The sequence below is a fragment of the Streptosporangium sp. NPDC049644 genome (genome assembly GCF_040675205.1).
GTDB lineage: Bacteria > Actinomycetota > Actinomycetes > Streptosporangiales > Streptosporangiaceae > Streptosporangium > Streptosporangium fukuiense.
In genome coordinates this window covers 68,450-93,451 of record NZ_JBFAOJ010000007.1, presented here as the reverse complement: position 1 = coordinate 93,451, position 25,002 = coordinate 68,450, and the positions used below count along the sequence as shown (strand labels likewise).

The window sequence follows — 25,002 nt, the reverse complement described above, 5'->3', positions numbered from 1 at the left end:
TAATGACCAGGAAAAGAACCGCCCGTGAGGGGTCTCCCTCACGGGCGGTGCGGTTTTCCTGGCTCAAGGCTCCGAGCGGCGCCGGGGCTTCGGGAGCGACCCGCGGCGACCCGTCCTACAGTCCGTACTCCTTGGTGATCCGCTCGTGCCGCTCCACCTCGACATCGACGGCCTTGGCCAGGTCGAGCCAGGCCAGCGGGTGCACCCAGCGCTCGGTGGCGTCGTCCAGGAGCGCGTCGACCTCGACCGGGCTGATGTCCGGCGGGACCGCGATCCAGCCGAACACGCCGGGCAGCGGCTCACCCGTGGTCGGGTGGGTCACGGTGTAGTTGTCGTCGCTGTAGACCCACATCGGCCAGCCGCGCTCGGCCATGACCTCGTTGAACTCCGTCCAGTCGGCCTGACTGGGCGCGGCACCGTCGAAGAACCAGCTGGTGTAACCACCGGGGCGGAGCATGCTCACCGCGGCGAAGGGCGGGACGAACTTCTCCTGCTCCTCGGCGTTCTCCGGAATCGGCTCCAGCAACTGCGGCTCGAAGACGACCAGGTCACCGGCGTTGTACTCCATGCCGGGAGGCTGGGGAATGGCCAGGCGCGCCGTCGCGGGGCCCGTGCGCACGCTCAGCACCTGACGCTGGCTGCCGTCGGGGGCGGGGAGGATGATGCGCACCAGGCCCATCTCCTCCTCGATCGGCCCCTCGCTCGACTGCAGCGGAATCCCGATCCTGGCGGCACCCAGCCGGACGGTCTCCCAGTCTTCGGCGGCCGTCGCCATGACGACCATTCTCCACAGGTCCTGCTGCTCGATCTCCTCGGAGTCGAGGAGATCGCGCAGGATGCCCGCGCCCTTGGCGTTGTCGCCGAGCTGCTGCACCGCGGCCGACCACAGCCTGGCCGCGTCGATACCGCCGCCGGCGGCGACCGCCGCCTCTCCCTCGGCCGCCGCCTGCTCCCAGCGCTCCCGCGCGGTGTGCAGACGTCCCAGGGCCATGTGGCGCTGTGCGGCGGGCAGCCGCTCGGCCATCTGCTCCAGACGCTCGTCCTGACGAGCCTCGATCAGCAGGCTGCTGAGGTACGCGGAGTCCTGCGGGTCGGCGTTCTCGATGTCGCCGGACTCGACCAGCATGGTCCAGTAGATGTCGGCCCCCCTCGCCGGGTAGCCGAGGAAGCCCAGCGTGGTGGTGTGGCGCCGGGTGGCCTCCACGTCGCGGCCGGACAGCGGGGCCAGCCAGCCCACCCAGCGCTCCGGGTCGGCGTTGAAACCGTCGGCGGCGTCGAAGGAGCCGACCAGCTCGTCCTCGGGGACCGAGGTGGGAGGCGCGGTGGCCTCGTCGGCCGCGGCACGCAGCGCGGCGATCCGCTCGGCGACGTCACCTGAGTTCCTGAGCTCTCCCGCCGCCGACTCCGCCAGGTCGGCCAGCAGACGCGCCTGCCAGATTCCCTGACGGGCGACCGCCAGTTGCCCCGCGACGAGCGCCAGTTCCACCCGGGCGCGGTAGCCGCCCATCATCGCGAAGTAGTCGATCCACTGCTTGAGCACCCGGCCCAGCTGCCAGGTGTTGGTGATCTGCGCCGACCCGGCGAGCGCGCGAACGGCGTACGACCACTCCACCCAGGCGCGGGGGTGCTCGCCGACCACGTCGAGATCGGGCAGGGCGTCGACGGACTCCTGCACGCGATCGAGGGTCGCGAGCACGAGCGCACGGAGCACTCCCTCGCGATACCCCTTGGCCACCGGGTCGTCCGGCTTGAAACCGGCCGCGGCGTCGAGCGCGGTGAGCGCGTCCTCGGCGCGGCCCGCGGCGAGCAGCGCGCGGGCCGAGGCCGCCCCCAGCTCCCAGCTCGCCTCACGGCCCGCGCCGCCCAGCGCCGCCACGGCGGTCTCCGCGTGGGAGACGGCCTCCTCGACACGCCCCGCGTCGAGGAGCGCCGCGACATAGTGCTCGGCGACGGAGGCGAAGGCCAGCGAACCGGGCTCGACCTCCAGTGCCGAGAGTGCGGCCAGCCGTTCGGCGGCGTAACCGGGGCCGTCGGCGTTCGCCTGGGCGAGGGCCAGCGCCACGACGGCACCGGGCGCGGCCGGGCATTCGCGGACGTCCTCGCGCCTGGTGAACTCGACCAGTGCCTCGGCGTCGGCGATCGCGACCGCCCCCTGCGCGCGGTCGCCGATACGGCCGATCAGATGCCAGTAGCGGGCGTAGAACTCCAGCCAGGGCATCTGCAGGTTCTCCGCCTGCTGCGCGATCGCGGGCGCGAGCACGTCGAGCTGCGCGTATCGGCCTTCCAGCGCCTGCGCGGGCACATCTCCGATCACCATAGCCAGACCGGTGTTACCTGCTTCGTGCAGTTGCCGCTGGGTGTCGCCCACCCAGGCCCAGATGTCCACGTCCATGAGACGTCAGTCTGCCAGGTCGGGAAGCATGCCCCAAACGACTTGGCGATCCCGCACGGTCCAGAGGGGCGGCGTTACGGCTCCCGCCCGCACGGCTCGGAGCGTGACCGCGCCGGACCCGGCACACCCGGGACGGTGCCGCACGGGTCGCGAAGGACCCGCTCGTCCCGTTCGGGGCCTGGTCTCACCGGACCCGGCGCGCCCGCGACGGTGCCGCGGGTCAGAGCGTGATCTCGCCGGACGCGACCAGGACGGCGGGCCCCGCCAGGTAGCTGGTCCGCTCGTCCAGGGTGACGGTGACGGTGCCGCCGAGCACCTCGACCGCCCAGGTGCCACTGGTCTCACCGGCCAGTCGCGCGGCGGCCACGGCCGAGGCGACCGCGCCGGTGCCGCAGGAGCGCGTCTCACCGGACCCGCGTTCGAAGACCCGCATGACGACCCGGCGCGGACCCACCGGATTGAGCAGCTCGATGTTGACCCCGGAGGGGAACACCTCGGGGTCGAACGCGGGCTGGTGGCTCAGGTCGAGCTGGGCCACCGGGTCGCCGATGACGCAGGCCAGGTGGGGGTTTCCCATGTCGACGTGGACGCCTTCGTACTCGTGGCCCGCGACGATCGCGCGGCTCGACCCCAGCACCCGGGGCGGCCCCATGTCGACGGTCACGTCACCCGTCTCCGCCAGCCGTACGCGCCTGATCCCCCCGCGTGTCGCGACGCCGAACTCCCCGGGCGCGGCGAGCCCCTCGTCGACCAGGTAACGGGCGAAGACCCGCACCCCGTTGCCGCACATCTCGGCGATGCCGCCGTCGGCATTGCGGTAGTCCATGAACCATTCGGCCTCGCCGGCCTGGCCGGACACCTCCGGGCTGAGCTTCGTCCGCGTCACCCGTAGCACGCCGTCCGCGCCGATCCCGGCACGCCGGTCGCACACCGCCGCCACGAGTGTCGCGGACAACTCCAGCTCACCGTCCGGGTCGGGAAGGATGACGAAGTCGTTCTCGGTGCCGTGCCCCTTCGCGAATCGCATGTCCCAACTCTATCCAGGCCCGTGTCCGCCCCGTCGCCCCGGGGAACGGCCCCGTCCTCCGGCACATCGGCCTGGGAACCGCCGGATCGCCGACCGGCGCGCAGAGCGGGTCGGGCCGGTTCGGTGCGGTTCGGTGCGGTTCCCGGTCCCGCCCGGCCGGGAAGGTCAGAGCGGTCAGCCGCGAATCGCGGCGAGCGCCCGTCCCAGCAGGTCGGGTTCCTGCTGGGGGAGCCAGATCACCCGGGGGTCGCGGCGGAACCACGACTCCTGACGGCGGACGAACCTGCGCGTCGCCCGTACCGTCTCCTCCTTCGCCTCCTCCTCGGTGCACTCACCGCCGAGGAAGCGCAGCACCTGCGCGTACCCGAGGGCGCGACTGGCCGTACGGCCTTCGGCGAGCCCATGCGCGGCGAGTTCCCTGACCTCGTCCACCAGCCCGGCCCGCCACATGCGCTCGACCCGCGCCTCGACCCGGGCGTCCAGCACCGCCCTCGGCACCTCCACCCCCAGCTGAACGCTGTCGTAGACGGCGTCGTACGACGGCATCGTGGCCGAGAACGGCCGCCCGGAGATCTCGATGACCTCCAGTGCGCGGACGATCCTGCGGCCGTTGCTCGGCAGGATCGTCTCGGCCGCCTTGGGATCGCGCTCGCGGAGCCGCTCGTACAGCGGGGCGGGGCCGTGCAGGTCGAGCTCGGCCTCCAGCAGGGCACGGACCCGCGGGTCGGTACCGGGGAACTCCAGGTCGTCCAGGGCCGCCCGCACGTACAGCCCGGACCCGCCCACCAGGATCGGCACCACCTCCTTGGCCCGCAGGTTGTCGATCAGCGGCCGGACCAGCGACTGGTACTCGGCCACGCTGGCGGTTCTGGTCACCTCCCAGACGTCCAGCAGGTGGTGGGGAACCCCCCGCCGCTCCCCCAGGGAGAGTTTCGCCGTCCCGATGTCCATGCCTTGGTAAAGCTGCATCGAGTCGGTGTTTATCACCTCGCCCCCCAGTTCGAGGGCGAGATCCACGGCCAGATCGGACTTTCCGCCGGCGGTCGGGCCGACGACGGCTATGACGGGTAGCTGAGGCACGGGGTAATTCTGCCAACCCGCTGGGTATGGGGGAGAGGCGATGCATCCCGTGCATCGGGATTGGGGGACACATCATGTCCATCTTCGACAAGGTCAAGAACATGCTGGGCGGCGATGCCAAGACCGAGGAGCTCGTCAAGAAGGGCATCGACAAGGCCGAGCAGATCGCCAGGGAGAAGACCGGAGGGAAGCACGACCAGCAGATCAGCACCGCCGCGCAGAAGGCCAGGGAGATGGCCGACAAGATCGACAATCAGCCGGGCACGACACCCGGCACCGACCAGGGCGGTGCCGCGCCCGATCCCGGTCAGACCGGCCGGCCCGACACACCTCCGCGCTACGGCCCGTAGGCACCGGCCGCGAGACGGAGCGGATCCCGATCCCGGTCAGTCCCAGTCGAGCGTCGGCTGCAGATAGCCCTCCAGGGTCAGCAGCCACCGCTTCGACTCCACGCCCTCGCCCCCGCTGAACCCGCCGAGGCCGTTTCCGGCGACCACCCGGTGGCACGGCACGATGACAGGGATCGGGTTGGCTCCCATGATCGACCCGATGGCCCGCGCCGGGACGCCCGTCCCGCTCCGGGCCGCCAGCTCTCCGTAGGTCACCGCCTTGCCATACGGCACCGTTTCGTACAGTGTGCCGAGCACCCTGCGCTGCACCGGCGAGGTCAGCCGCCAGTCCACCGGCACGCCGAAGACCTTCAGCCTGCCCGCGTAGTAGTCGCCCAACTCGGCGACCACCTCGGCCGTCCTGCCGGGATCGTTCACCTCGTCCAGCCTCAGCCGCTCAAGCGCGCGGGTCCTGAACGCCACCGGATCACCCCAGCTCACGTTCACCACGCCCTCCTCGGTCACCGCGACGACCATGTCCCCCAACTGCGTCGCGACACTCCCGAACGCCACGGTTCCCACCATCGGCCTCGCATCCCCGTCACCTCGGGCCCGGCGCCCGTCCGTCGCCGTGACCACTGCGGTCCACCTGTTCATTGCCATCTCGCGCGTCAGTCCGTCGGCGGGGCCGTCCGTTCCGTCCAGCGGGCGGCGAAGTAGCCGACGCCGTAGGGCGCGTCGTCATAGAGGAGCTCTCCGCGCAGGGTGCCGCCGCAGCCGCCCAGGACCTGCAGGGCCGCACGGCCGGCGACCCACAGTTCGGCGGCCTCTCCGGGGTCGAGCGGCGGGATCTCGGCTCGGGCCAGCGCCAGGGCGATCGCCCTGTTGTACGGCTCGGCGCGCGAGTCCAGATAACCGGGGGACTTCTCGGTGAGGCAGGCCGAGCCGTCGGCCATGACGAGCATCGCCACACGACCGGCCGTGGCCGCCAGCCGCTCGCCCAGGGCCGCGCACTCCGCCGGGGGCGCGTCGAAGGAGATCGCGTGGAACGCCGAGGCGGTCAGGTGCTCCCGGTCGAGGAGCCAGCGGCCGACCGACAGCGACAGCGGCAGGACGGGCTCCCCCTCGCCGCTTCGCACGTCGACGCCCCAGGGAGCGAGACCTCCCGCGGCGTCCGCGCCGTACGTGGCGGTCCGGTCCGCGCCGCCGACCACCACGATCGTGTCGGCGCCGGCATCGCGCAACGCGCCGAGCGCGGCCGCGCAGGCCGCCCTGAGGTCGTCGAGTTCCACAGCCGCCGCCCCGGCCAGTTCGGGGAGCAGCAGCGGGGGATGCGGGCACACGGCCGCGGCGACAAGCACCCGGCCAGACTAACCGAGTCCTCCCGGGGAACCGCCCCGGAAAAGAGCGCCGGGGCACGGTGATCCTCTCGGCGCGCCCCGGCGTCCCGCTCATCACTGAGGAGGTACGGCTGTCAGCCGCCGCTCGGGCCTTGGGGGTGCACGTAGCCGGTGGCACCGTCGGCGCGGGGGTCGTCCGGGACCTCCTGCGGCTTCTGGGGAGCGCTCTGCTGTGGCGACGGCTTGTTCGCCGAAGGGTTCCCCGCGGCCGAATCGGCTCCCGGCTCGCTCCGGCTCGTCCGGTCGGCGCCCGTGCCCGCGTCGCTACCCGTGCCTCCGGTGGAGGTGTCATCGCCGCCGGAGGCGGTGTCCGTCTCCTTCTCCGGCTTCTCCTCCTGCGGTGCGTTCTGGTCGGGCTCGGGATTCCGAGCGGCCTCCTGGGCGCTCTCCGGCGCCTTCGGCGGCGGCGCTCCAGGGTCGTCCTGGTCGCCGTTCACGAAGGCGAAGACGGCGCCCCCGCCCAGGAGGGCGGCGGCGAGGACGGAGAAGACGGCTATGGCCGGGCCGCTTCTCCGCTGTGACCTGCGGGACCTGCGTGGCTTGCCGGGCTCACCGGCGGGACCGGTGAGGATCTCTGTTTCTCCGGGACTGCCCGGAGAAGGAGGGACATGCATGGGGAAAACTCCCTGCGGTTCTCGGGGGGAAACCTCCTCGGTTTCCGAAGGGTGCCGAACCACAGTAGCCACAACGGGGAAATGCTCGCACACCAATCACAAATGAATCACGAAATATCGTCTCTTAGAGGACGCGTAGTGTCATCGTGGGCATATGCCCTGGCAGAGAAGACGGCGGCACCGGAACCCCCGCTCTCGCAGGGGATTCCAACTATTCGATCATGAGCGAACGCCCCCGGGACGGCCACCTCCGAAAGGGGCGTCCCGGGGAGGATCCAGCCGGAAAAAAACTCAGCGGAGGCGTACCCGAAGCCTCCCGCGGGACCTCAGGAGACGGAGCAGCCCGAGGTGTCCGGGAGGGGGGCCGGGCGGCCGATCGAGGGCATGCCGAGCATGACACCGGAGCCGGAGCCCGCCGGGGTGCCCTGGCGGGCCTCCCAGGCATCGCCCGCGCGGGTGCGGCGGAGCCTCAGGGCGGGGCCGTCGGCCACCAGGTGGTGCGGCGCCGCGTAGGTGACCTCGGCGCTCACCACGTCGCCGGGGCGCGGGACCTCGGCCCCCGGGGTGAAGTGCACCAGGCGGTTGTCCGGGGCCCGCCCCGACATGCGCCTGGTCGCCTCGTCCTTGCGGCCCTCGCCCTCGGCCACCAGCACGTCGAGGGTCCGGCCGACCTGCTTCTTGTTCTCCGCCCAGGAGATCTCGGTCTGCAGGGCGACGAGTCGCTCGTAGCGCTCCTGCACGACCTCCTTGGGGATCTGGTGGTCCATGGTGGCGGCAGGGGTGCCCGGCCTGATGGAGTACTGGAAGGTGAAGGCGTTGGCGAACCGCGACTCGCGCACCACGTCGAGGGTGCCCTGGAAGTCCTCCTCGGTCTCGCCGGGGAAGCCCACGATGATGTCCGTGGAGATGGCCGCGTCGGGCATGGCGGCGCGGACCCGCTCGATGATGCCGAGGTAGCGCTCTGCCCGGTAGGAGCGGCGCATCGCCTTGAGGATCCGGTCGGATCCCGACTGCAGCGGCATGTGGAGCTGGTGCATCACATTGGGCGTCTCGGCCATGGCCACGATGACGTCGTCGGTGAACGCCGCCGGGTGCGGGCTGGTGAAGCGGACCCGCTCCAGCCCCTCGATCTCGCCGCAGGCCCGCAGCAGCTTGCCGAAGGCAAGCCTGTCTCCGAACTCCACACCGTAGGTGTTGACGTTCTGGCCGAGGAGGGTGATCTCCAGCACGCCCTGGTCGACCAGGGTGCGGACCTCGTTGAGGATGTCGCCGGGGCGGCGGTCCTTCTCCTTGCCGCGCAGGGCGGGCACGATACAGAACGTGCAGGTGTTGTTGCAGCCCACGGAGACCGACACCCAGGCGGCGTAGGCGGACTCGCGCTTGGTCGGCAACGTGCTCGGGAAGGTCTCCAGGGATTCCTTGATCTCGACCTGGGCCTCCTGCTGGACGCGCGCGCGCTCGAGCAGCACCGGCAGCGAACCGATGTTGTGGGTGCCGAACACCACGTCCACCCAGGGTGCCCTGCGGACGATCTCTCCCTGGTCCTTCTGCGCCAGGCAGCCGCCCACGGCGATCTGCATGCCGGGATTGCCGATCTTCGAAGGGCGCAGGTGCCCGAGATTGCCGTAGAGCTTGTTGTCGGCGTTCTCCCGTACGGCACAGGTGTTGAACACGACCACGTCGGCCGTCTCCCCCTGGGCGGCCGGAACGTATCCGGCGTCTTCCAGCAGACCAGACAGGCGCTCGGAGTCGTGCACGTTCATCTGGCACCCATAGGTACGGACCTCGTACGTGCGGGCGCTCTCCACGGTGGCAGTCATCTCAAGACAAGGGTAGGCGCTCGCCGGACCTTCGAGTACGGCCCGGAAGCCGTCGACCCCGGCGTGACGGGCGGGTCACTCCGCGTTGACGACCAAGAGGTAAGTGGGCCGTGATCTGATCGGTACCGCAGGGTTAGCACGGGGTGCCCTTTACAGAATTACGTTGTCCCCCATGACGGAGAACGGGGACAAGACTCCTTTGGTGGTGCTCGAAGGCGTCAACAAGCACTTCGGCAGCCTGCACGTCCTTCGGGACATCAATCTGACGATCTCCCGTGGCGAGGTCCTCGTCGTCATCGGCCCCTCGGGCGGCGGCAAGTCGACCCTCTGCCGGACGATCAACCGGCTGGAGGCGATCGACCAGGGGACGATCACCTTCGACGGGCAGCCGCTCGCCGTCGAGGGCAAGGCTCTGGCCAAGCTCAGGTCCGAGGTCGGGATGGTGTTCCAGTCCTTCAACCTGTTCGCCCACAAGACGATCCTGGAGAACGTCACGCTCGGGCCGATCAAGGTCCGCGGCATCGCCAAGGCCGACGCCGAGCGGCGGGGCATGGAGCTACTGGAGCGGGTGGGCATCGGCGCGCAGGCGTCGAAATACCCCGCGCAGCTCTCCGGAGGCCAGCAGCAGCGCGTGGCCATCGCCCGCGCCCTGGCCATGGACCCGAAGATGATCCTGTTCGACGAGCCGACCTCTGCGCTGGATCCCGAGATGGTCCAGGAGGTGCTCGACGTCATGATCAGCCTTGCTCAGGAGGGCATGACGATGATGGTCGTCACCCACGAGATGGGCTTCGCCCGCCGCGCGGCCGACCGCGTGGTCTTCATGGCCGAGGGCCAGGTCGTGGAGGAGAACATCCCCGAGGAGTTCTTCACCAACGCCCGGACCGACCGGGCCAAGGACTTCCTTTCCAAGATCCTCACTCACTGACGGCTCTGCTCATCCCTGACGAAAGACGAGGTAGCAAGAATGCGTGTACGTCGTATTGGAGCCGTGGTGATCGCAGCCGCCGCGGCGATGGCCGGCCTGACCGCGTGCGGTGACGGCGGCAGTGGAAGTGACAAGTTCGTCGTGGGTATCAAGGTCGACCAGCCCGGGCTCGGGCAGAAGCAGCCCGACGGCTCCTTCAAGGGGTTCGACGTCGACGTGGCCAGGTATGTCGCCAAGGAGCTCGGCTACGCCGACGACAAGATCGAGTTCAAGGAGGCCATCTCGGCCAACCGTGAGTCCTTCATCCAGCAGGGCCAGGTCAACGCTGTGATCGCGACCTACTCGATCACCGACGACCGCAAGAAGAAGGTCTCCTTCGCCGGTCCGTACCTGGTCACCGGCCAGGACATCCTGACCCGGGCGGACGACACCACGATCAACAGTGTCGAGGACCTCAAGACCAAGAAGGTCTGCGGCGCCCAGGGCTCGTCCTCTCCCGCCCGCCTGGTCGAGAAGTTCGGCGAGGAGTGGAAGAGCGGCTTCCTCACCGAGCAGCAGGGCTACGGCGCCTGCCTGCCCCTGCTGGAGAACAAGCAGGTCGACGCGATCTCCACCGACGCGACGATCCTGGCCGGCTTCGCCACCCAGTCCCCCGGCAAGTTCCGCCTCGTCGGCCAGCCCTTCTCCGAGGAGAAGTACGGCATCGGCCTGAAGCTGGAGGACAAGGAGACCCGCGAGAAGGTCAACGCGGCGGTGGAGAAGATGTTCAAGGACGGCAGCTGGAAGAAGGCCATCGACGCCAACTTCGGTGAGTTCGGCAAGTTCTTCACCAACCCGCCGGCTGTCGAGCGCTACTGATTCGGTCACACCTTGGCCGGGGCGTACGGATGCCCCGGCCTGTGACCTCTGGAGGGATGAGTGCAGGCACTCTTCGATGAGTTCCCGATCATTCGGGACGCTTTCTGGTTGACGATACGGCTCACCCTCGCCAGCGGGCTGGTAGCGCTCGTGCTCGGGACGATCCTCGCGGGCATGCGGGTCAGCCCGCTGCCGGTCCTTCGCGGGATCGCCACGGCGTACGTGAACATCCTGCGGAACACCCCGCTGACCCTGGTGATCGTGTTCTGCGGGCTGGGGCTCGGCCTGGTTCTGGACGTCTCGTTCTCCGAGAGCCTGTCCACCAACTACCTGTGGCTCTCCATCATCGGACTGTCCGCCTACACGGCGGCGTTCGTCTGCGAGGCGATCCGCGCCGGGATCAACACGGTCCCGGTCGGCCAGGCGGAGGCGGCCCGCGCCATCGGGCTCACGTTCGGACAGAACCTGAGGCTGATCGTGCTGCCCCAGGCGTTCCGCGCGGTGATCGCCCCATTGGGCAGCATCCTGATCGCGTTGACCAAGAACACCACGATCGCCGCGGCCATCGGGGTGGGTGAGGCGTCCCTGACCATGAAGACGCTGTTCGAGGCGCACGGCGACGCGGTCATCCAGATCTTCGCCGGGTTCGCGCTGGGCTTCCTGATCCTGACCCTGCCGACCGGACTGCTGTTCGGCTGGCTCGCCAAGCGCTTGGCGGTGGTCCGATGACCGCGGTGACCACAGAGCGGCCCCCGGCGCGCAAGCGGCGCGCCGAGAGCTCGGAACGCGTCAGCGTCCTGTACGACATTCCCGGCCCCAAGGCCCGGATACGCAACAACATTCTCACCGTGCTCGTCATCCTCGCCGTGCTGTTCGCGGTGTACGTGATGGTGACCAAGCTCGGTGAGAAGAACCAGCTCAACGCCGAGTTGTGGACGCCGTTCCTGCGCGGCGACGTGTGGATCAACCTGATCCTGCCCGGCCTGGTGAACACGCTCACCGCAGCCGCGGTCGCCGCCCTGATCGCGGTGCCCTTCGGGTTCGTCTTCGGCATCGGCAGGCTCTCCACGAACGCCTGGATCCGTCGCGCCGCCGGTGCGGTCGTCGAGTTCTTCAGGGCGATCCCACTGCTGATCATGATCTTCGCGGTGATGTTCGGCGGCAGCGCGGTCTTCGGACTCACCGTGACGCCGTTCTGGGCGGTGGTGATCGGCCTCGTCCTCTACAACGGCTCGGTGCTGGCGGAGATCGTACGGGCGGGCATCCTGTCGATCCCCCGGGGGCAGAGCGAGGCCGCGCTGGCGGTCGGCATGCGTCCTGGCCAGGTGATGCGGATGATCCTGCTGCCGCAGGCGGTCACCGTGATGATGCCGGCGATCGTCGCGCAGCTGGTGGTGCTGCTGAAGGACACCGCCCTGGGCTTCATCGTGTCGTTCGAGGACCTGCTGAACGCGGGGGCGCGCGTGCTGCCCTCCAACTTCAACAACATCATTCCCGCGGTGATCGTCATCGCGATCATCTACATCATCATCAACGTGATGGTGGGCGCCATCGCCACCTGGCTGGAGATGCGGAGCCGTCGCAGCAGGAAGACGGCGGCCCAGCCGATCGCCCGGCCCGACTCACCGACCGCGGTCGAGGGCGGCGTGGGAAATCCGGCACCGTAGGAAGCACAGCGGTCGAGGGCGGTCACCGGGTCCGGTGGCCGCCCTCCTCCCATGCCGGGCCCCGGACCGGGTGGCCGGGCGCTCCGAGGCAGGTGAGGCTCCCGCGGCCGGTGAAACCCGGCCTGCGAAAGAGGTCGGATCAACCACCTTTACCCCCTCATTCCCCCCGATCCTGCGGCTCGTGCCGACCGTCGGCGGCATATCTCTGGTGACGCGAGCGTGATACCGGCGACACGGAGCGGGTTATCGGGCAGGATTGCGCCATGTCCCCCGAGCAGGCCATCCTGCCGTACGCCACCTGGCCCTCGCCGATCTCCACTTCCGACGTCGCCCGCTCCGGGCTGCGCCTCGGGTTCCCGACAGTGCTCGGCGGGGAGGTCTGGTGGACCGAGGACCGTCCCGCCGAGGGCGGGCGGACCACCATCGTGCACCAGAGCGCGGACGGCACGCAGCACGATCTGCTGAGCGCGCCGTGGAGCGCCAGGACCAGGGTCCACGAGTACGGCGGGCGGTCGTACGCGGTGGTGCCCGGCGAGGGCCTGGTGTTCACGAACTTCACAGACCAGCGGCTCTACCTGCTGCCCACCGGCGGCGAGCCCCGGCCGCTCACCCCCGAGCCCGAGCACCCCACCGCCCTGCGCTACGCGGACCTCCTCGTCCACGACGGTCAGATCTGGTGCGTCAGGGAGCGGCACGCCGACGGCGAGGTGAGCCGGTCGATCGTGTCGATCCCTCTCTCCGGCCCCCTCTCCGGCGGGGCCGAGCCCCGTGAGCGGATCAGCGGGCATGACTTCTACGCCTCCCCCACCATCTCCCCCGATGGCGAGCACCTGGCCTTCATCTGCTGGAACCATCCCCAGATGCCGTGGAACGGCACCGAGCTGCGGGTCTGCCGGCTGGCCGACGGCACCTCCTGGAAGGTCAAGGGGGGCGTCTCCGAGTCGGTGCTCGCCCCGCGGTGGCGTGACGAGCGACACCTTTACGCGATCTCCGACTGGTCGGGCTGGTGGAATCTCTACCTGGTCGGGATATACGGCACCGCGACCCGGGCCCTCTACCCGATGGAGGAGGAGTTCGCGGGCCCGCTGTGGCAGCTCGGCGCGACACCGTACGCGCCGATAGCCGACGGCAGCCTCGCGGTCCTGCACGGGCTGGGCGGCCTGCGGCTGGGTGTCTTCGACCCGGACAGCGGCCTGCTGAGCGACCTGGACGTGCCCTACGACGGCTGGGATCCGGTACTGGCCACCGACGGGCACGCCCTGGTCGGTATCGGGTACGGCCCGGCGCTGCCCCGCTCGATCGTCCGGGTCGACACGTTGACCGGCGGCGCGCAGGAGCTGCGCAGGGACATCAACGAGCTGCCCGACGCCGCCTACCTGCCGCTCCCCAGAACCGTGGAGTTCGAGAGCCGGTTCGGGCGCGAGGTGCACGCGTTCCTCTATCCGCCGTCCAACCCCCTGGCACGCGGCGAGGGCCCCCCGCCGTACGTCGTGTTCGTGCACGGCGGGCCGACCGGGCACAGCGCCGGAGCACTCGACCTGGAGAAGGCGTTCTTCACCAGCAGGGGCATCGGGGTGATCGACGTCAACTACGGCGGTTCCACCGGCTACGGCCGCGCCTACCGCGAGCGGCTGCGCGGCCAGTGGGGTGTGGTCGACGTCGAGGACTCGATCGCCACGGCCGAATGGCTGGCCGCGGAAGGGCTGGCCGACCCGGCACGGATCGCGATCCGGGGCGGCAGCGCGGGCGGCTGGACGGTCATGGCGGCCTGTTGCACGTCCGACGCGTTCGCCGGAGGCGTCTCCTACTACGGTGTGAGCTCGCTCGCCACGTTCAGCGCGACCACCCACGACTTCGAGTCGCGCTACATCGAATGGCTGATCGGACCGGAAGATCCCGTTCTGTACGCCTCGCGCGAGCCTCTCGGCCAGGTGGCGGGGGTGAACTGCCCGATGCTGCTCCTGCAGGGCCTCTCCGACCCCGTGGTCCCCCCCGAGCAGTCACAGTCCTTCGTCGACGCTCTCGCCGAGCGTGGCATTCCCTGCACCTATCTCACGTTCGAGGGCGAGGCCCACGGCTTCCGCCGCGCCGAGACCCGCAGCGCGGCACTGGCCACCGAACTCGCCTTCTACCAGCAGATCTTCCACGTCTGAACGCTCACCCGCGGCCTCCCGCCCCCGGCGCGAACGTCCGTCCGGCGGGCGACCTTTCGGGTGCCGGGCGTCAGCGGGCGAACTCGGTGGCCCGGGACTCACGGACGACCGTGATGCGGATCTGACCGGGGTAGGTGAGCTCCTCCTCGATCTGCTTGGCGACGTCGCGGGCGATCACCTGAGCCTGGATGTCGTCGACCGAGCCCGGCTTGACCATGACCCTGATCTCACGGCCCGCCTGCATGGCGAAGACCTTCTCGACCCCCTCGTAGGAGGTGGCGATCTCCTCCAGGCGCTCCAGCCGCTTGACGTAGGCCTCCAGCGACTCTCGGCGCGCGCCTGGACGGCCGCCGCTGATCGCGTCGGCGGCCTGGGTGAGGATGGCCTCGACGGTCTTGACCTCGACCTCGTTGTGGTGGGCCTCGATGGCGTGGACCACGTCCTCGTGCTCGCCGTACCGCCTGGCGATCTCGGCGCCGATGAGCGCGTGGCTGCCCTCGACCTCGTGGGTGAGGGCCTTGCCGATGTCGTGCAGGAGCGTGCAGCGCTTGAGCAGCGTCGTGTCGAGCCGCAGCTCGGCCGCCATGATGCCGGCGATGTGGGCAGACTCGATGAGGTGGCCGAGCACGTTCTGGCCGTAGGAGGTGCGGTAGCGGAGCTGGCCGAGGAGGGTGACCAGCTCGGGATGCATGTCGGTGATGCCGAGCTCCACCAGGGCGTCCTCCCCCGCCCGCACGCACAGCTCCTGAACCTCGGCCTTGCTGCGCTCGTGTGCCTCCTCGATGCGCTGCGGATGGATACGGCCGTCGAGGACGAGTTTCTCCAGGGTCAGCCGGGCGGTCTCGCGGCGGACCGGGTCGAAGCATGACAGCAACACGGCTTCCGGCGTGTCATCGATGATCAGGTTGACTCCGGTGGTCGACTCGAAGGCACGGATGTTGCGGCCCTCGCGGCCGATGATGCGCCCCTTCATCTCGTCACCCGGCAGGTGCAGGACGCTCACGACGGACTCGGCGGTCTGCTCGGTGGCCACCCGCTGGACCGCCAATGTAACGATCTTGGTGGCGCGCTTCTCGCCCTCCTTGCGCGCCTCGCTCTCGATCTCCCTGACGATCAGGGCCGCCTCGCGTTTGGCCTGGTTCTCGATCTCCCGGACCAGCTCGGCTCTGGCCTGGTCGCCGGTGAGCCCGGACACCCGCTCCAAGATGGCCTTGCGCTCCTCGGCCACCCGTTCGAGATCCTCGCGGCGATCGGCCAGCTCGGTCTCCGTCTCGGCGAGCTTGCGGGCCCGGTCGGCCTGGCGCCTGGCCTCATCGTCGAGGCGCTGCTCCCGCTCGGCCAGCCGGTTCTCCCTGCGTTCGAGGTCTGCCCGGAGTTCCTTGAGCTCGTATTTCAGCACCTTGCCCTCGGCCTCGACCTCCTTGCGCATCTCGGCCGCCGCCTCGACCGCCGCCTCCGATTTGCGCAGGAGCTCTCCGGCGTCGTCCTGGGCCTTCGCCCGGATACCGGCGGCCTCACGCCTGGCCTCCTCCAGCTGGGCCGAAACCTCGGCCTCCTGCTCCGGGGTGAGGCCCTTCGGCCCGGCTCCTCCGATGTGACGCAGCAACACGACCAGCACGGCCGTCATCACGGCAAGAGCCACAACCGCCACTGCCAATATGACGACCACGACCGGATCCATGCGCGCCTCACCTTCCTCGCGTCGCAAATATCAAGCACGCGAGGGGTCACACGCACGGCACGGAAAGCCCAAGAGACGGCGCTGCCGGGACAGAAGTGAACCCAGAGGGATCACTCACCGGCTTTTCCCGCCGGCCCGCTCTCCCGCCCTCATCCGCCAAGCCTGTTTGTCCGTATACACCGCTATGACAATCCGCACTGCGCGGAGTAACTCCTCACTGCCGTTGAGATTAAGCGTCAGAGAGGTAACGAGCAAGCAAAGACCTGGCGTCAGGCTGCTTTGAGCTAGTCGAGGGGATAGCCCGAATCTTCCGTGAATGGCGCTGTTTCTGCCTCATCATCCTCCAGCACTTCGCGGATAACGCGAAACGCCAGGCCAGGACCGTATCCCTTTCGAGCGAGCATGCCGGCCAGCCTGCGGGTCCTGACCGCAGGGTCCAGACCGCGGGTCGAGGAGAGCTTGCGCCGCACAAGGCGACGGGCGGTCTCCGCCTCCTGCTCGGGGTCGAGCTGCTCCACCGCGTCCTTCACGGTCTCCTCGTCCACCCCCCGGTGCCGGAGCTCGGAGGCAAGGGCCTTTCTGGCAAGCCCCCGCCCGGCGTGGCGAGAGCTCACCCATGCCGCGGCGAACGCCTCATCGTCGATGAGCCCGACCTCGGAGAAGCGCTCCAGCACGGCGTCCGCCGCCTCCTGGGGCACCTCACGCTTGTGCAACGCCTCCGCGAGCTGAGCTCGGGTGCGCGGCGCCATCGTCAACAGCCGCAGGCAGATCGCCCGCGCCACCGCCTGCGGATCGGTCCCGGCCCCCCGGCTCGCGGGAGATTCCTCGGCCGGTCCGTCAGGAAGGAGGCCATCGGGATCGGTGCCCGAAGAACCGCCCCCGGAGCGTCGCTCACCACGCCGGGAGCCACGTCCCCGCCGGCTTCGCGGCTCGCCGGCGGCGGGACCTGCGCCCTCTCCCTCGAAAGCGGGGAGAGCATCGCCGCGCCCGCGCCCGCTTCTGCCCGGCGAGCCGCCCCGGGGCTCGTCGGGCCAGGCACCCCAGTCTCTCGGCCCGCCCTCACCGGGCGGACCAAGGTCGGCTCCCGTCATCATCGATCAGCCCGAATCAGGCGTCACCCGGCTTGGGAGTGGCCGCCTTGGAACCGCGACCGGACGCGGCGGCCGCCGGACCGGAACCACGGCCGGGCGCGGCGGTCGCCGGAGCGGCAGGCGGCGGGGTGGCCGGGCTGTCGACGCGCGGGCCGACGCCGAGCTTCTCCTTGATCTTCTTCTCGATCTCGTTCGCCATGTCCGGGTGGTTCTTGAGGAAGTTTCGCGCGTTCTCCTTGCCCTGGCCGAGCTGGTCGCCCTCGTAGGTGTACCAGGCTCCGGACTTGCGGACGAAGCCGTGCTCCACGCCCATGTCGATCAGGCCGCCCTCGCGGGAGATGCCGACACCGTAGAGGATGTCGAAGTCGGCCACCCGGAAGGGCGGGGCCATCTTGTTCTTGACGACCTTCACCCGGGTGCGGTTGCCGACCGCCTCGGTGCCGTCCTTCAGCGTCTCGATACGGCGGATGTCGAGACGGACCGAGGCGTAGAACTTCAGCGCCTTTCCACCGGTCGTGGTCTCGGGCGAGCCGAACATGACGCCGATCTTCTCGCGGAGCTGGTTGATGAAGATCGCGGTGGTGCCGGTGTTGTTGAGCGCGCCCGCGACCTTGCGCAGCGCCTGGGACATCAGGCGTGCCTGGAGGCCGACGTGGCTGTCGCCCATCTCGCCCTCGATCTCGGCCTTGGGCACCAGGGCCGCGACCGAGTCGATGACCAGCAGGTCGACGGCGCCGGACCGGATCAGCATGTCGGCGATCTCCAGTGCCTGCTCACCGGTGTCCGGCTGGGAGACGAGCAGCGCGTCGGTGTCGACGCCCAGCTTCTGGGCGTACTCGGGGTCGAGCGCGTGCTCGGCGTCGATGAACGCGGCGATGCCGCCGCCACGCTGGGCGTTGGCCACCGCGTGCAGGGCGATCGTGGTCTTTCCCGAGGACTCGGGACCGTAGACCTCGATGATGCGGCCGCGCGGGAAGCCCCCGATGCCGAGCGCCACGTCGAGCGCGATGGAGCCGGTGGGGACCACCTCGATGGGCGCCCGGGTCTCGTCGCCCAGGCGCATGATGGAGCCCTTGCCGAACTGCCGCTCGATCTGAGCGAGGGCGGTCTCGAGCGCCTTCTCGCGGTCGTTAGCTGCCATGGGAGCCCCCCTGGAGGGTCGCGGGTTGGATCGGTTGCCAGAAAGCTACGGGGTGCCGCCGACAATTTCGGGAGGGCACGCCAGGAGTGACGGCCCGTTCAATATAGCCGAACGACTGTTCGATCGCGGCCCGTTGGCATCACGTTTCCAGGAACCGTGATCCACCGCGGGACTCTCCCGTACGGGGCCGGCCACAGACGCGGGGCCATGGCGGCGAGGAGCGCGGACCCATCCGGGAGGCGACATTTCCGAGAATTGTCCTGAGCCTGTTGTAACCAGGCTGACCTGGGGTGATCCTGAGGGGAAACGACCCGAGGTGCCCGACGTGCCCAACACGTTCACGCAGCAACGCCTAGCCCATCTCGACTCCCTGGCCGCCGAACTGCGACAACGAGGGCTGGTGAGCCGCACCCTCGGAGGCGCCGCTCCGGTGCTGTGGGTATGGCATCCGGACAGCGGCCGGCAGACCATCGTCTTCGCCACCCCCGTCAAGGGCGGCTGGCTGTTTCTGTGGTCGCCGGACGGCGAGGAGAGTGCCGACGACCCCGCGCTCGCGGCCGGCTCGGTGGAGAGACTTCTCGCTCCGCCCGCGGAACCCTCCTGACCGCCCCCGGCCCGCTCCTCAGCGGAGCCGGGGAGAGACGTCGGTCACCCCGCACACGGCGTGCCAGACCTCCTTCGCCCCGACCCCCTCGGCCAGCGCCTGGATCACGGTCCGGCCGCCGAGGTCGGCGATGACGTAGTCATGGGCCCACGACTCGGCGTACTGGTCGCCGAAGTGCAGCTTCATCCGTTTCCAGAAATCCGACAGGCGCATGCCCCAAGTATGGGACCACCCCGGCGTGCCGCGGCCCGCGACCGGCATGCCGCGGGCCGGCGGCGTCCCGGTCGTCCGGTCCCGGTGAGAGGGAGAGGCGGGGGCGGGGTTCGCACGCCCGCGGGAACCCCGCCGGGGGCGACCGGCGGAGAGGCGGCGGTCCGTCAGAGCACGCGGGAGCCGTACATCTCGCCGAGGGGGTCGGCGAGCAGTTCCACCCGCGCCCCGTCCGGGTCGGTGAAGTAGATGGAGGTACCGCTCTCCACCTGGTGCGGCACGCCCGCCGCCGCCAGCTTGCCGCGCAGACGCTCCCAGGTGGAGGGGTCCACGGAGACGGCGACGTGGTGGAGCCCGCCGAGGACCTCCCGGTAGGGACCGAGGTCCAGCCCCGGGAAGTCGAAGAAGGCGAGGAGGTTGCCGTTGCCGATGTCGAAGAAGAAGTGGTTCGACCCCTGGTAGTCGCGGTTCTCGAAGATCTCCGTGAGGGGGAACTCCAGGAGGTCCTGGTAGAACCTGATCGTCGCCTCGACGTCCGAGGAGATCAGCGCGAAGTGGTGCAGTCCCCTCGCGCTGCTCGGCGGACGGTCCTCCCTGAGGTGCTCCGCCTTGATCCGCTCGCGTTTCGCCTCGATGGCCTGGTAGTCGATGCTCACCGTCAGCTCACCACTCAATGCGTCCTGTGTTCGCCAAAGCATGCCAGTGGCGACAGGAGCCAACCTACTCCTGGGGCGGGCCGTACCGGCGACGCCCCCTCGAACGCGTCCGGCGTACAGGCCCGGTGATCCGGCCGTGGCACCGGTGGATCACGTATCCGCAGGTGATGAGCCGACAGGCGGTGGCGGGTTCTGTCGGTGGCGCCGTGCAGTATGGGCGGTGGCCCGGTTGGTCGGCCGAGCCGGGAGACAGGGGGCGCGATGAGCGAGACGGCAGGCGCGGACGGGGCGCTGGGGCACTTCACCCGGATGACCAGGGACTGGTTCACCGGGGCCTTCGCCGCGCCGACCGCGGCACAGGAGGGGGCGTGGGCGGCGATCGCCCGGGGCGACAACACCCTGGTGGTCGCCCCCACCGGCTCCGGCAAGACGCTGGCCGCCTTTCTGTGGTCGCTCGACCGGCTGGCGGCCCAGCGCTCGGCCATCGGGCCTCCCGGAGACGCCGCCTCTTCGGGGGACGCCGGGTTCCCCGGAAGCGCCCGGGACACCACCACGATCACGGACGCCCCGGCGGGCGCCACCGGCCCGGACGTGACGGGCGGCACGGGCGCCGGGGGGAGGCGGAGCCGTTCCCGACGGGACGAGGAGCCGCCGAGGCCGTGCCGGGTCCTTTACGTGTCGCCGCTCAAGGCTCTGGCCGTCGACATCGAGCGCAACCTCCGGGCGCCGCTGGCCGGGCTGAGGCAGACCGCGAGAAGGCTCGGCCTGCCGGTGCCGGAGATCTCGGTGGCGATCCGCTCGGGCGACACCTCGCCCGAGGAGCGGCGCCGGTTCGCGGCCAGGCCGTCCGACATTCTGATCACCACCCCCGAGTCGCTGTTCCTGCTGCTCACCAGTCAGGCCCGCGAGGCACTGCGCGGCGTGGAGACGGTCATCGTCGACGAGGTGCATGCGGTGGCCGCCACCAAGCGCGGCGCGCACCTGGCACTCAGTCTGGAGCGGCTCGACGCCCTCCTGGCCCGGCCCGCGCAGCGCGTCGGCCTGTCGGCGACCGTACGGCCGGTGAGCGAGGTCGCCGCCTTCCTGGGCGGGCCCCGCCCGGCGACCGTGGTCCAGCCGCCCGCGGGTAAGGAGATCGAGGTCGAGGTGGTCGTCCCGATCGAGGACATGACGGAGCTCGACACGCCGCCCGCCTCCCCCGCCCTCGACGACGACCGGTGGCCGACCGAGTCCCCGGCCAAGCGGTCGATCTGGCCGCATGTGGAGGAGCGGCTGTTCGACCTGATCGGGGGGCACAGCTCCACGATCGTGTTCGCCAACTCACGACGGCTGGCCGAACGGCTCTGCACCCGCCTCAACGAGCTGGCCTGGGAGCGGCGGACCGCCGAGGCGGAGCGGTTCGAGGCGGGCACGGAGGCGGGTCCCGCGCACCGGGCCGAGAACCTCTCCGAGCCTCCCGCCTCCCTCTCCACCCCTGCGGCCATGATGGCGCAGGCCGGTTCGGCCAAGGGGGTCGTCCCGGAGATCGTACGGGCCCACCACGGGTCGGTGTCGAAGGAGGAGCGTTCCCAGATCGAGGAGGCGCTCAAGTCCGGGCGACTGCCCGCCGTGGTCGCGACCTCCAGCCTGGAACTCGGCATCGACATGGGTGCGGTGGACCTGGTGGCCTGCGTGGGGGCACCGCCGAGCGTGGCGAGCGGCCTGCAGCGGATCGGCAGGGCCGGTCACCAGGTGGGAGCCGTCTCACGTGGTGTGATCTTTCCCAAGTACCGGGGTGACCTGGTCCAGACGGCCGTGGTGGCCGAACGGATGAGAAGTGGGGAGATCGAGGAACTGCGCTATCCGCGCAACCCTCTCGACGTCCTCGCCCAGCAGATCGTGGCGATGACCGCGCTGGACGAGTGGACCGTGGACGAGCTGGAGGAGGTCGTACGGCGAGCCGCCCCCTACCGGACGCTGCCCAGAAGCGCGCTGGAGGCGACCCTCGACATGCTCGCCGGGCGCTACCCGAGCGAGGAGTTCGCCGAGCTGCGACCGCGCATCGTCTGGGATCGGGTGGCCGGCACCCTGCGGGGCCGTCCTGGAGCCCAGCGGCTGGCGGTCACCAACGGTGGCACGATCCCCGACCGGGGGTTGTTCGGTGTGTTCCTGGTCGGGGAGAAGTCCTCCCGGGTGGGCGAGCTGGACGAGGAGATGGTCTACGAGTCGCGGGCCGGTGACGTGTTCGTGCTGGGTGCGACCTCCTGGCGGATCGAGGAGATCACTGCTGACCGGGTGCTGGTCACTCCGGCGCCAGGACAGCCGGGAAAGCTCCCGTTCTGGCACGGCGACACCGCGGGGCGCCCGGCGGAGCTGGGGAGGGCCATCGGCGCGTTCCTCCGCCAGATGTCCGCGGCGGGCGCGGACGCCGAGGCGGGAGACGGTGCTACGGAGAGCGCGCGGCCAAGGGACGCGGGGGCGGGAGACCGAACGACGCCGAGCTCGGTGGCGGGGAACGCACGGACGGGAAGCACGGGGACGGCGCGCCCGGGGACACCGGGCTCAGGGGCGGGAAACCCGGAGGCGGGAGCGGGGAGCTCCGAGACGGAGAACGCCGAGGCCGGAAACGCGGCACGGGACGGGGCGCTGGAGAGGATCAGGGCCGCGGGGCTGGACGGGTTCGCCGCGGCCAACCTGCTCGCCTACCTGGCCGAGCAGCGGCAGGCGACCGGTTATGTGCCGGACGACCGGACGTTGCTGGTCGAGCGGTTCCACGACGAGCTGGGCGACTGGCGGGTGGTGGTGCACTCCCCCTACGGAGCACGGGTGCACGCGCCGTGGGCGCTGGCGATCGGGCGGCGGCTGCGGGAGCGCCACGGCGTCGACGTGCAGGCCGTGCACTCCGACGACGGGATCGTGCTGCGCATCCCCGACACGCTCGCGGAACCTCCGTCCGACGTCGCCGCCTTCGACCCGGACGAGATCGAGCGGATAGTCACCGAGGAACTCGGCGGCTCGGCGCTGTTCGCGGCGCGGTTCCGCGAGTGCGCGGGGCGGTCCCTGCTGCTGCCCCGCCGCGTGCCGGGCAGGCGGTCGCCGCTCTGGCAGCAGCGGCAGCGCGCGTCGCACCTGCTGAACGTGGCCGGCCGCTACGCGTCGTTCCCCGTGGTGCTGGAGACGATGCGCGAGTGTCTTCAGGACGTGTTCGACGTTCCGGGACTGGTCCGGCTGATGCGCGACATCGAGGCGCGGCGGGTCCGGCTGGTGGAGGTGGAGACCGGGAAGGCGTCACCGTTCGCGGCGTCGCTGCTGTTCAACTACATCGGCGCGTTCATGTACGAGGGGGACGCTCCGCTGGCCGAGCGCCGCGCCCAGGCGCTCGCGCTCGACACGAGCCTGCTGGCCGAGCTGCTGGGCCAGGCCGACCTGCGCGAGCTGCTCGACCCCGATGTGATCGCCGACACCGAGCGGGAGCTGGCCCGGCTGGACCGGCCGCTGCGCGACGCCGAGGACCTGGCCGACCTGCTCCGCTCCCACGGCCCCCTGGTGGCCGAGGACGTGAGCGTGCGCGAGGGTGATACGGCGTGGCTGGCCATGCTGGAGGGCTCCCGGCGGGCGATCAGGGTTCGGGTGGCGGGGCAGGAGCGGTGGGCGGCGATCGAGGACGCCGCCCGGCTGCGCGACGCGCTCGGCGTGCCGCTGCCGGTGGGGGTGCCGCACGTGTTCCTGGAACCGGTGGACGACCCGCTGGGCGACCTGCTCGCCAGGCACGCCCGCACCCGCGCCCCCTTCCCCGCGAGCACGGCCGCGGCCAGGTTCGGCCTCGGCACCGCGGTCGTCACCGACGCGTTGCGCCGCCTGGCGGCCTCCGGGCGGGTGGTGAGCGGGGAGTTCAGGCCGGGTGGCCGGGGCGAGGAATGGTGCGACGCCGGAGTGCTGCGGACGCTGCGCCGCAGATCCCTGGCCAGGCTCCGCAAGGAGGTGGAGCCGGTCTCCGCGGAGACCCTGGCCGTCTTCGCCCCCGCCTGGCACGGCATCACCGACTCCCCGCGGCGGGGCAGGCCGCCGATCGACGCGCTGGTGAGCGTGATCGAGCAGCTGCAGGGCTCGGCGGTGCCCGCTTCGGCGCTGGAGACGCTGATCCTGCCCTCGCGGGTGCCCGGATACGACCCGTCGCTGCTGGACGAGCTGACGGCCTCCGGCGAGGTGATCTGGGCGGGACAGGGATCCCTGCCGGGTGGCGACGGCTGGGTGTCGCTCTACTTCGCCGACACCGCGCCGCTGCTGATGCCCGATCCCGCCGACATCACGCTGACCCCGGTGCACGAGGCGGTGCTGAAGGTGCTGGGCGGCGGGGGCGCGCTCTTCTTCCGCGAGCTGGCGAGCCGGGCCGGCGTTCTTCTGGCCGGTTCGGTCCCGGACGACCGTGCCCTGTCCGCCGCCGTGTGGGACCTGGTGTGGTCGGGCCGGATCACCGGTGACACGCTGGCACCACTGCGGGCCACGCTCGGGACGGGACGCCCCGCGCATCGCCCGGCGCCGACCCGGCGTCGGCGGGCGGTGCTGCCGAGCCGGAGCGGCCCGCCCACGGTGGGCGGGCGCTGGTGGACGCTGCCCGCTCCCGCCGAGGACGCCACCCAGCGCGCCCACGCCCAGGCCGAGGTGCTGCTGGAGCGGTACGGCGTGGTGACCAGGGGCGCGGTGGCCGCCGAGCGGCTGCCGGGCGGGTTCGCCGCCGTCTACCAGGTGCTTCGCGCCTTCGAGGAGAGCGGCCGGTGCCGCAGGGGCTACTTCGTGGAGGGGCTGGGCGGCGCCCAGTTCGCCCTTCCCGGTGCCGTCGACCGGATGCGCGCCATGTCCGTCTCACTCGCCGCACCGCCGAGCGCGGCACCGGTGCCCGACCCGTGGAGCTCCCGGAAGCCCGAGGGCACGGGGGAGAGCGGCCGCCGAGCGGTGGTGCTGGCGGCGACCGACCCGGCCAACCCGTACGGGGCGGCCCTGCCGTGGCCCGCCCACCCTGGCGAGGTGACCCACAAACCGGGCAGGAAGGCCGGATCCCTGGTCGTGCTCGTCGACGGGCACCTGATCCTCTATGTCGAGCGCGGTGGTAGGACCCTGCTCTCCTTCTCCGGAGACGACCGCCTCCAGCCCGCCGTCGACGCCCTCGCGCTCGCCGTACGCGACGGTGCCCTCGGCAAGCTGACCGTCGAGCGCGCGGACGGCACCGCCGTCAACGACTCCCCCCTGGCCGCCGCCCTGGAGTCCGCCGGGTTCCACCCGACCCCCCGAGGGCTGCGTCTGCGGAGTTAGCACCTGACCGCCGGAGCCTCGGCCCGCCGGGTGATGCCTCACCGTGTCGCCGCCGGTCACCG

The 25,002-nt window shown here is 70.7% G+C and carries 20 protein-coding genes; 8 read left to right on the top strand and 12 right to left on the bottom strand.

Annotation, left to right across the window (positions count from 1 at the left end; translation table 11 throughout):
• Window positions 1–115 precede the first annotated feature (115 nt).
• The 3 genes from AB0J58_RS05960 to miaA all read right to left on the bottom strand — a co-directional run bounded on the left by AB0J58_RS05960 (window position 116) and on the right by miaA (window position 4,499).
• Entirely contained in the window at window positions 116–2,392 is a 2,277-nt protein-coding gene (locus tag AB0J58_RS05960; RefSeq protein ID WP_364210853.1) for a tetratricopeptide repeat protein, read from the bottom strand.
• A gap of 220 nt (window positions 2,393–2,612) precedes the next feature.
• Window positions 2,613–3,419 carry a diaminopimelate epimerase gene (gene dapF / locus AB0J58_RS05955; protein WP_364210850.1) on the bottom strand — a complete coding sequence of 269 codons (807 nt, stop codon included), beginning with the start codon at window positions 3,417–3,419 and terminating at the stop codon, window positions 2,613–2,615.
• Window positions 3,420–3,593: 174 nt separating this feature from the next.
• Complete coding sequence (gene miaA / locus AB0J58_RS05950) at window positions 3,594–4,499, bottom strand: tRNA (adenosine(37)-N6)-dimethylallyltransferase MiaA (RefSeq protein WP_364210847.1); 906 nt, start codon at window positions 4,497–4,499, stop codon at window positions 3,594–3,596.
• Window positions 4,500–4,573: 74 nt separating this feature from the next.
• Between miaA and AB0J58_RS05945 the strand changes: the two genes are divergently transcribed.
• Window positions 4,574–4,849: an antitoxin gene (locus AB0J58_RS05945; RefSeq protein ID WP_364210844.1), complete on the top strand. Its 276-nt coding sequence runs from the start codon at window positions 4,574–4,576 to the stop codon at window positions 4,847–4,849.
• A 36-nt stretch (window positions 4,850–4,885) separates the two neighbouring features.
• On the opposite strand, the gene AB0J58_RS05940 is transcribed toward AB0J58_RS05945, so the two are convergent.
• The 4 genes from AB0J58_RS05940 to miaB all read right to left on the bottom strand — a co-directional run bounded on the left by AB0J58_RS05940 (window position 4,886) and on the right by miaB (window position 8,662).
• Window positions 4,886–5,401 (bottom strand): methylated-DNA--[protein]-cysteine S-methyltransferase, encoded by a 516-nt coding sequence (locus AB0J58_RS05940; protein ID WP_364210841.1) that lies wholly within the window; start codon window positions 5,399–5,401, stop codon window positions 4,886–4,888.
• A 98-nt stretch (window positions 5,402–5,499) separates the two neighbouring features.
• Window positions 5,500–6,189: a hypothetical protein gene (locus AB0J58_RS05935; RefSeq protein ID WP_364210839.1), complete on the bottom strand. Its 690-nt coding sequence runs from the start codon at window positions 6,187–6,189 to the stop codon at window positions 5,500–5,502.
• A gap of 113 nt (window positions 6,190–6,302) precedes the next feature.
• Entirely contained in the window at window positions 6,303–6,842 is a 540-nt protein-coding gene (locus AB0J58_RS05930) for a hypothetical protein (protein WP_364210836.1), read from the bottom strand.
• A 326-nt stretch (window positions 6,843–7,168) separates the two neighbouring features.
• Window positions 7,169–8,662 carry a tRNA (N6-isopentenyl adenosine(37)-C2)-methylthiotransferase MiaB gene (gene miaB / locus AB0J58_RS05925; RefSeq protein WP_364210833.1) on the bottom strand — a complete coding sequence of 498 codons (1,494 nt, stop codon included), beginning with the start codon at window positions 8,660–8,662 and terminating at the stop codon, window positions 7,169–7,171.
• A 172-nt stretch (window positions 8,663–8,834) separates the two neighbouring features.
• Between miaB and AB0J58_RS05920 the strand changes: the two genes are divergently transcribed.
• The 5 genes from AB0J58_RS05920 to AB0J58_RS05900 all read left to right on the top strand — a co-directional run bounded on the left by AB0J58_RS05920 (window position 8,835) and on the right by AB0J58_RS05900 (window position 14,268).
• Window positions 8,835–9,590: an amino acid ABC transporter ATP-binding protein gene (locus AB0J58_RS05920; protein ID WP_364210830.1), complete on the top strand. Its 756-nt coding sequence runs from the start codon at window positions 8,835–8,837 to the stop codon at window positions 9,588–9,590.
• Between the two features lie 66 nt (window positions 9,591–9,656).
• Window positions 9,657–10,448, top strand: a complete 792-nt coding sequence (locus tag AB0J58_RS05915) for a glutamate ABC transporter substrate-binding protein (protein WP_364210827.1) — start codon at window positions 9,657–9,659, stop codon at window positions 10,446–10,448.
• Between the two features lie 60 nt (window positions 10,449–10,508).
• Complete coding sequence (locus AB0J58_RS05910; protein WP_364210825.1) at window positions 10,509–11,177, top strand: amino acid ABC transporter permease; 669 nt, start codon at window positions 10,509–10,511, stop codon at window positions 11,175–11,177.
• Window positions 11,174–12,115 (top strand): amino acid ABC transporter permease, encoded by a 942-nt coding sequence (locus AB0J58_RS05905; protein WP_364210823.1) that lies wholly within the window; start codon window positions 11,174–11,176, stop codon window positions 12,113–12,115. Before AB0J58_RS05910 ends, AB0J58_RS05905 begins: the two co-directional genes overlap by 4 nt.
• Window positions 12,116–12,378: 263 nt before the next feature.
• Window positions 12,379–14,268 (top strand): prolyl oligopeptidase family serine peptidase, encoded by a 1,890-nt coding sequence (locus AB0J58_RS05900; protein WP_364210820.1) that lies wholly within the window; start codon window positions 12,379–12,381, stop codon window positions 14,266–14,268.
• Window positions 14,269–14,338: 70 nt separating this feature from the next.
• On the opposite strand, the gene rny is transcribed toward AB0J58_RS05900, so the two are convergent.
• The 3 genes from rny to recA all read right to left on the bottom strand — a co-directional run bounded on the left by rny (window position 14,339) and on the right by recA (window position 18,181).
• The gene (gene rny, locus AB0J58_RS05895) at window positions 14,339–15,949 is read right to left on the bottom strand and encodes a ribonuclease Y (RefSeq protein WP_364210818.1); all 1,611 of its coding nucleotides are present in this window, start codon (window positions 15,947–15,949) and stop codon (window positions 14,339–14,341) included.
• A 284-nt stretch (window positions 15,950–16,233) separates the two neighbouring features.
• Window positions 16,234–17,040, bottom strand: a complete 807-nt coding sequence (gene recX / locus AB0J58_RS05890; RefSeq protein WP_364211053.1) for a recombination regulator RecX — start codon at window positions 17,038–17,040, stop codon at window positions 16,234–16,236.
• A 16-nt stretch (window positions 17,041–17,056) separates the two neighbouring features.
• On the bottom strand, window positions 17,057–18,181 hold the full coding sequence (recA, locus tag AB0J58_RS05885; RefSeq protein WP_364210815.1) for a recombinase RecA: 1,125 nt from the start codon (window positions 18,179–18,181) through the stop codon (window positions 17,057–17,059).
• A 325-nt stretch (window positions 18,182–18,506) separates the two neighbouring features.
• Between recA and AB0J58_RS05880 the strand changes: the two genes are divergently transcribed.
• Entirely contained in the window at window positions 18,507–18,785 is a 279-nt protein-coding gene (locus tag AB0J58_RS05880) for a hypothetical protein (protein ID WP_364210812.1), read from the top strand.
• A gap of 18 nt (window positions 18,786–18,803) precedes the next feature.
• Here the strand turns inward: AB0J58_RS05880 and AB0J58_RS05875 are convergent, their stop codons facing one another.
• Together AB0J58_RS05875 and AB0J58_RS05870 are read right to left on the bottom strand one after the other, a co-directional pair.
• Window positions 18,804–18,998 (bottom strand): DUF3046 domain-containing protein, encoded by a 195-nt coding sequence (locus tag AB0J58_RS05875; RefSeq protein WP_030904097.1) that lies wholly within the window; start codon window positions 18,996–18,998, stop codon window positions 18,804–18,806.
• 164 nt (window positions 18,999–19,162) lie between these two features.
• Window positions 19,163–19,651 carry a VOC family protein gene (locus tag AB0J58_RS05870; RefSeq protein ID WP_364210809.1) on the bottom strand — a complete coding sequence of 163 codons (489 nt, stop codon included), beginning with the start codon at window positions 19,649–19,651 and terminating at the stop codon, window positions 19,163–19,165.
• A 261-nt stretch (window positions 19,652–19,912) separates the two neighbouring features.
• Here AB0J58_RS05870 and AB0J58_RS05865 point away from each other — a divergent pair, with 261 nt between their 5' ends.
• The gene (locus AB0J58_RS05865) at window positions 19,913–24,940 is read left to right on the top strand and encodes an ATP-dependent helicase (RefSeq protein ID WP_364210805.1); all 5,028 of its coding nucleotides are present in this window, start codon (window positions 19,913–19,915) and stop codon (window positions 24,938–24,940) included.
• The last annotated feature ends 62 nt before the right edge of the window (window positions 24,941–25,002 follow it).

Bases quoted from the DNA above. Each gene is read 5' to 3' on its own strand.
- AB0J58_RS05960 (WP_364210853.1), bottom strand. From the start codon at position 2,392: ATGGACGTGGACATCTGGGCCTGGGTGGGCGACACCCAGCGGCAACTG.
- dapF (WP_364210850.1), bottom strand. From the start codon at position 3,419: ATGCGATTCGCGAAGGGGCACGGCACCGAGAACGACTTCGTCATCCTT.
- AB0J58_RS05945 (WP_364210844.1), top strand. From the start codon at position 4,574: ATGTCCATCTTCGACAAGGTCAAGAACATGCTGGGCGGCGATGCCAAG.
- AB0J58_RS05930 (WP_364210836.1), bottom strand. From the start codon at position 6,842: ATGCATGTCCCTCCTTCTCCGGGCAGTCCCGGAGAAACAGAGATCCTC.
- miaB (WP_364210833.1), bottom strand. From the start codon at position 8,662: ATGACTGCCACCGTGGAGAGCGCCCGCACGTACGAGGTCCGTACCTAT.
- AB0J58_RS05920 (WP_364210830.1), top strand. From the start codon at position 8,835: ATGACGGAGAACGGGGACAAGACTCCTTTGGTGGTGCTCGAAGGCGTC.
- AB0J58_RS05905 (WP_364210823.1), top strand. From the start codon at position 11,174: ATGACCGCGGTGACCACAGAGCGGCCCCCGGCGCGCAAGCGGCGCGCC.
- AB0J58_RS05900 (WP_364210820.1), top strand. From the start codon at position 12,379: ATGTCCCCCGAGCAGGCCATCCTGCCGTACGCCACCTGGCCCTCGCCG.
- rny (WP_364210818.1), bottom strand. From the start codon at position 15,949: ATGGATCCGGTCGTGGTCGTCATATTGGCAGTGGCGGTTGTGGCTCTT.
- recX (WP_364211053.1), bottom strand. From the start codon at position 17,040: ATGACGGGAGCCGACCTTGGTCCGCCCGGTGAGGGCGGGCCGAGAGAC.
- recA (WP_364210815.1), bottom strand. From the start codon at position 18,181: ATGGCAGCTAACGACCGCGAGAAGGCGCTCGAGACCGCCCTCGCTCAG.
- AB0J58_RS05875 (WP_030904097.1), bottom strand. From the start codon at position 18,998: ATGCGCCTGTCGGATTTCTGGAAACGGATGAAGCTGCACTTCGGCGAC.
- AB0J58_RS05865 (WP_364210805.1), top strand. From the start codon at position 19,913: ATGAGCGAGACGGCAGGCGCGGACGGGGCGCTGGGGCACTTCACCCGG.